The organism is Azospirillum sp. UFLA03-27 (genome assembly GCF_059803775.1).
On record NZ_JAUQTX010000342.1, the window covers coordinates 1 to 5,668 of the forward strand.

General features: G+C 70.0%; 7 protein-coding genes. 3 read left to right on the forward strand and 4 right to left on the reverse strand.

Annotated features, from left to right (window positions below):
* Positions 1–43: 43 nt before the first annotated feature.
* Together Q4I23_RS30025 and Q4I23_RS30030 are read left to right on the forward strand one after the other, a co-directional pair.
* Positions 44–418 carry a hypothetical protein gene (locus Q4I23_RS30025; RefSeq protein ID WP_498528649.1) on the forward strand — a complete coding sequence of 125 codons (375 nt, stop codon included), beginning with the start codon at positions 44–46 and terminating at the stop codon, positions 416–418.
* Between the two features lie 44 nt (positions 419–462).
* Complete coding sequence (locus Q4I23_RS30030) at positions 463–1,041, forward strand: YceI family protein (RefSeq protein ID WP_454016306.1); 579 nt, start codon at positions 463–465, stop codon at positions 1,039–1,041.
* A gap of 10 nt (positions 1,042–1,051) precedes the next feature.
* Here Q4I23_RS30030 and Q4I23_RS30035 read toward each other — a convergent pair whose 3' ends face one another.
* Entirely contained in the window at positions 1,052–1,750 is a 699-nt protein-coding gene (locus Q4I23_RS30035; protein ID WP_498528650.1) for a Crp/Fnr family transcriptional regulator, read from the reverse strand.
* Positions 1,751–1,908: 158 nt separating this feature from the next.
* Between Q4I23_RS30035 and Q4I23_RS30040 the strand changes: the two genes are divergently transcribed.
* Positions 1,909–3,636 (forward strand): adenylate/guanylate cyclase domain-containing protein, encoded by a 1,728-nt coding sequence (locus tag Q4I23_RS30040; protein WP_454016304.1) that lies wholly within the window; start codon positions 1,909–1,911, stop codon positions 3,634–3,636.
* 99 nt (positions 3,637–3,735) lie between these two features.
* Here Q4I23_RS30040 and Q4I23_RS30045 read toward each other — a convergent pair whose 3' ends face one another.
* From Q4I23_RS30045 to Q4I23_RS30055, 3 genes are all read right to left on the reverse strand, one after another.
* Positions 3,736–4,389 carry a TerC family protein gene (locus tag Q4I23_RS30045; protein WP_237907494.1) on the reverse strand — a complete coding sequence of 218 codons (654 nt, stop codon included), beginning with the start codon at positions 4,387–4,389 and terminating at the stop codon, positions 3,736–3,738.
* 170 nt (positions 4,390–4,559) lie between these two features.
* Complete coding sequence (locus Q4I23_RS30050) at positions 4,560–5,258, reverse strand: response regulator (RefSeq protein WP_454016303.1); 699 nt, start codon at positions 5,256–5,258, stop codon at positions 4,560–4,562.
* On the reverse strand, positions 5,255–5,668 hold a 414-nt coding region (locus tag Q4I23_RS30055), incomplete at its 5' end, for a sensor histidine kinase (protein WP_498528651.1). The genes Q4I23_RS30050 and Q4I23_RS30055, both read right to left, overlap by 4 nt.

The following is a 5,668-nucleotide window of genomic DNA, read 5'->3' on the forward strand; positions in this document are numbered from 1 at the left end:
GCGTATAATCGTCGGCAGCGTCAGATGTGTATAAGAGACAGGGGTGGCGCTGGTCGGCGCCTCGGCCTCCGTCGCCCAGCTCGCCTTCGCGCTGGCCGCGGCCACCGGCGGCCTGCTGCTGTGGAACTGGCCGGTGGAGCGCCACGCCTGGGGCAACGCCGGTCAGGCCGCGCTGGGCATCCTGGTGCTGCTGGCCGCCACCCTTACCTTCTTCTCCTCCGCCCACGCCGAAGCCCTGCTGCTCGTCCTGCCGGCTTTCTTCGCCGACCGGCTGCGCGACCGCCTGCCCCTGCCGCGCACCGCCGCGGGACGGGCCATGGGCACCGTGGCGCTGACCGTCCTCGCCCTGGTGCCGGCCGTCGCCGCCGTGGGCGTCGCCTTCCTTCTCTCCGCCGGTTCCGACGTGTCCGGCTACTGACCCACCCCATTCATCCCGTTCAATCCGACAAAGGACTCCGAATCATGAAGCGTCTTCTCGCCGCCGCCGCCCTGTCCGCCCTCGTCGCCCTGCCGATGACCGTCCAGGCCGCCCCGGTCGCCTACAAGCTGGACCCGGCCCACACCGCCGTGGTCTTCATCGTCGACCATCTGGGCTTCTCAAAGGCCGTGGGCAGCTTCAACACGGTGGCCGGCGAGCTGTCCTTCGACAAGGACGCCGCGGACAAGAGCAGCCTGTCGGTGACCATCGACACCGCCAGCATCGACACCAACCACGCCAAGCGCGACGAGCACCTGAAGTCGCCGGACTTCTTCAACGTGAAGGAGTTCCCGAAGCTGACCTTCAAGAGCACGAAGATCGAGAAGACCGGCGAGAAGACCGGCAAGCTGCACGGCGACCTGACCCTGCTGGGCGTCACCAAGCCGGTGGTCCTCGACGTGACCTTCAACAAGGACGGTGTCAGCCCGGCCAGCAAGCTGGACACGGTCGGCTTCTCCGCCCGCGGCACGATCAAGCGCTCCGACTTCGGCATGAAGTACGGCGTGCCGAACATCGGCGACGACATCCAGATCATCATCGAGTCCGAGGCCGTGAAGGCGTAAAGACCCGCCTTCAATCCTCCTCCGCCGCCTGCCGGACCCGCTCCCGCAGGCGGCGGGTGTCGAGCAGGATCAGAGCGCCCCGCCGCTTCTCCAGCAGCCCGTCGCGCTCCAGCGCGCTCAGCTCCCGCGAAACCGCCTCGCGCCGGGTGCTGACACGGGCGGCGAGGTCGGCGTGGGGCGGCGGCGGGGAGATGGTGGCGCTGTGCTCCCCCCGCCCGTCCGGCCGGGCCAGCCGCAGCAACTCGGCGTAGATGCGGTGGCGCACGTCCAGCGTGTTGAACTCGTTTACCCGCGTGGCGAGCTTCCGGATCTCCCCGGCCAGCAGGACCATCACCTGGTCGCAGACGTCGGGGTGGCGGTGGATGCAGTCGCGGAACAGCGGGGCGGGCATGCAGGCGACCGTGGCGTTGGTCACGGCGACGATGCCGGCGGAGCGGGCCTTCCCGTCGATGGCCGCCAGCTCGCCGAAGAATTCCCCGGAGGGGATGTCGCGCAGAATCACCGTCCGCCCGGAGATCGCGCGGATCGTCACCCGGACCAGACCGGCGGCGACGACGAAGACGTCGGTCCCCTCATCCTCGAAATCGATGATCCATTGCCCGGCCTCCACCCGGCGCCAGACGCAACGGTCCTCCAGCGTCCGCAACTCGTCGGGGGACAGGGAGCGGAACAGCGCCGCCCCGGCCAGCGTTTCGGTCCGGCGCCTCATGAACGGGAATGGGTGTCGGGCTGTGGCATGGCGCGGGATGATCTCATAGGATGCCGAAGGACGCCACGCAGAAGCCGAGACCCACAGCCCGAGACCGCCGACCAACATGAACGAACGTCCCATCGCCGCCCGGAGCCGTTCATGACCGGGACCCGTTCATGAAACGCCGGATCGAACGCCCGCTGCGCCTGTTCACCGGCCTGACGCTGTTCACCTTCGTCATCACCCATTTCCTGGCCCACGCCGCCGGGCTGCTGCTGCTTCCGGGAATGGAGGTGGCGCGGCGCACCCTGCTGTGGGCCTGGGACACGCTGCCGGGACAGGCGCTGCTCGCCGGCTCCTTCGTCACCCACGCCGGGCTGGGGCTGTGGGCGCTGTACCGGCGGCGCCACCTGCGCATGCCAGCCGGGGAGGCGTGGCAGCTGGGGCTCGGCCTGTGCATCCCACTGCTGCTGATTTCCCACGGCATGGCCGGGATGCTGTCGGACGACCTCTACAACGACCCGCTGACCTACCCGCGGGCGATCGTCCTCTACTGGATCACCGCGCCGGAAACCCTGCTGTGGCGCCAGCTCCTGCTTCTGGTGATCGTGTGGATACACGGCTGCATCGGAGTGCGCGGCTGGCTGATGACGAAGCCCTGGTACCGGCGCCGCGCCGCGCTGCTCGGCGCCTTCGCCATGCTGCTGCCCCTGCTGGCGCTGGCCGGGATCGTCAACGCCGGCTGGGACGCCGAGCGCCGGGCCGCCGCCGACCCCGCCTATCTGGAGCAGTTCCGCCCGCCCCCCGCCGGCACGCCGGAGGCGGAGAACCGCGCCACGCTGGCGGTGATCAGCGGCGGCGTGTTCAACACCTACGTCCTGCTGCTGGTCGGCACGCTGGGGATGCGGCAGTACCGCAACTGGCGGGCGCGGGCGACCAGCCCGGTGCGCATCGCCTATCCCGGCGGACGCACAGTGACCGTCCCGCGCGGCACCTCCGTTCTGGAGGCCAGCCGGGCCAACGGCGTCCCGCACACCGCGCTGTGCGGCGGGCGGGGCCGCTGCTCCACCTGCCGCATCCGGGTAACCGAGGGGGTGGACGCCCTGCCGCCGCCCAACGCCACCGAGCGGGCGGTGCTGGAGCGGATGAAGGCGCCGCGCGCCGTCCGTCTCGCCTGCCAGCTCCGCCCGGTGGCGCCGCTGTCGGTGACGCCGCTGCTGTCGGCGCGGGACAACGGCCGCACCTTCGCCGTCACCGCCCCCATGGACAGCGGGCGGGAGCTGGCGATCACCGCGCTGTTCGTGGATCTGCGGGGATCGACCTCGCTGGCGGCGGAACGGCTTCCCTTCGACGCCCTGTTCATCGTCACCCGCTACGTCCAGGTGGTCACCGACGCGATCCGGCGGCACGGCGGCTACGTCATCGCCATCGCCGGCGACGGGGTGATGGGCATGTTCGCCAACGAGGAGGACCCCACCGCGGCGGCTGCCAGCGCGTTGCGCGCCACCGCCGACCTGTGGCGCGACATTGAGGTGCTGAGCCGCGACCTCGCAGAGGAGCTGGACCAACCGCTGGCCTTCGGGGCCGGGGTGCATTCCGGCCTCGCCGTGGTCGGGGCGGTGGCCTGCTCGGAGGACGGATCGCTGCAGTTCATCGGCGACACCGGCAACGTCGCCGCAAGGCTGGAGGAGATGACCAAGACGCTGGGCGCCACCATGATCTTCTCCGACGCGGCCGCTGAACTGGCGGGGCTCCGGCGGCTGGAGCATCTGGAGCGCCGGGACGTGTCGATCCGGGGCCGCGACGGCACGCTGGGGGTACGGATGGTCCAGCGCCAGGAGGATTTGCGGGCGTTGCTGGAGGGAGGGACCACCGTTCCTTCTCCCCCCTTGGGAGAAGGTTAGGATGAGGGGGCGGCCGCAGGCCGGAAAAGCCCCGGCATGAGGCAGGCTTTCCCCACCCCGGCCCTCCCCCGCTGAGCGGGGGAGGGACATTCTGATGCATCAGAGCAGATGGGCCTGGGCCAGAACCTCGTTGCCGCCGCGCCAGATCATGTCGAGCGCCACGTAGGTGATGATGGCGAGGCCGATCCAGCCGATCCAGCGATGCTTGTGCAGCACATGCGCGATCATGTTGGCCGCAGCACCCATCAGGACGACGGAGAGCAGAAGGCCGATGACCAGGACCGTCGGGTGATCCTTGGCCGCACCGGCCACCGCCAGCACGTTGTCGAGCGACATCGACACGTCCGCCACCACGATCTGCCAGACCGCAGCGCCGAAGGTGGTTGTGGCCACCGCCGCACCGACCGCGGCGTCCCCGGAGCCGGTTCCGGCCAGCGCCTCGTCGGGCGTCACCTCGTCCGCCCCTCCGGAGTGCAGTTCGCGGAACATCTTCCAGCAGACCCACAGCAGCAGCACGCCGCCGGCCAGCGTCAGCCCGATGATGGCGAGAAGCTGGGTGGTGATCAGGGCGAAGAAGATGCGCAGCATGATGGCGGCGCCGATGCCCCAGACGATCACCTTGCGTCGCTGCTCCATGGGAACGGCGGCGGCGGCCATGCCGACCACGATGGCGTTGTCGCCGGCGAGAACGAGGTCGATGGCGACCACCTGCCCAAGGGCGGTGAGCTGCGACCAGAGATCGACGCTTTCCATATCAAAATCTCTTCGAAGGCTTCGGTTGGGCTCAATAGGGGTGTGCGGTCATCTCTTTTCTTGGGGCTTGCGCCTGAAACAGCGGCCCTGGGGGTTCTGTCGCACGAATCCAGCCACGGCGCAGCAGGTTTAGCGTGCAGCGGTGGGTTGCAACGGATGTGAGGGCGGGATCAATCCGGCGCGCGCAGCCGGTAGCCGACGCCGGTTTCGGTCAGGATGTGCGAGGGGCGCTCCGGCTCCGCCTCGATCTTCTGGCGGAGCTGGCGGATGTAGATGCGCAGATACTGCACGTCGGTGTCCGCGCCCCAGACCTCCTTCAGGATGAGGCGGTGGGTGAGCACCTTGCCGGCATGGGCGACCAGCAGGCGCAGCAGGTCGTATTCGCGGGGCGAGAGCTTCACCTCGGCGCCGCGGACCGTCACGATCCGTCGGACCAGATCGACGGCGAGGTCGCCGCTGCGGAACAGCGGGCGCTCCCCCTGCTGCTGCAGGCGGTGGCGCAGGGCGGCGCGGATGCGGGCGAGAAGCTCGTCCATGCCGAAGGGCTTGGTCACATAGTCGTCGGCGCCGAGGTCCAGCGCCTCCACCTTGCCCGCCTCGTCGGCACGGCTGGACAGCACGATGATCGGGGCGGCCACCCCGTCGGCGCGCAGGCGGCGGATCACCTCCAGCCCGCCGATCCCCGGCAGGCCAAGGTCGAGCACCAGCAGGTCCGGCGGGCGCCGCCGCACCGCCTCCAGCGCGCCCGCCCCGTCCTCCGCCTCGGCGATGTCGTAGCCCTGGGCGGACAGGGTGGTGCGCAGAAAGCGGCGGATCGGCGGCTCGTCGTCCACCACCAGGACGCGCAGCGGCAGGGTGTCCGACCTCATAGCGCCCCCTCCTCAAGGCCGGGCTCCTCAAGGCCGGGCAGAGCCGCGGCGGCGGGCATGGTCAGGGTGAAGACGGCGCCGGAGCGGTCCCTACGGTTGCCGGCGGCGATGGTGCCGCCCATCGCCTCGACGAAGCCGCGGCAGATCGCCAGCCCCAGCCCGGTCCCCGCGCGCTGCCGGTCCTGGGCCTGGACGCGGTAGAACTTGTCGAAGATGCGCTCGACATCCGCCGCCGGGATGCCGTCGCCCTCGTCCCGCACCTCGATGCGCACCCGACCGCCCTCCCGCGACGCTCCCACCTGGATCAGCGAGCCTGTTGGCGCGTATTTGGCCGCGTTGTCCAGCAAATTGAAGAGAACCCTGTCTCTTATACACATCTCCGAGCCCACGAGACTATAACAGCTATCTCG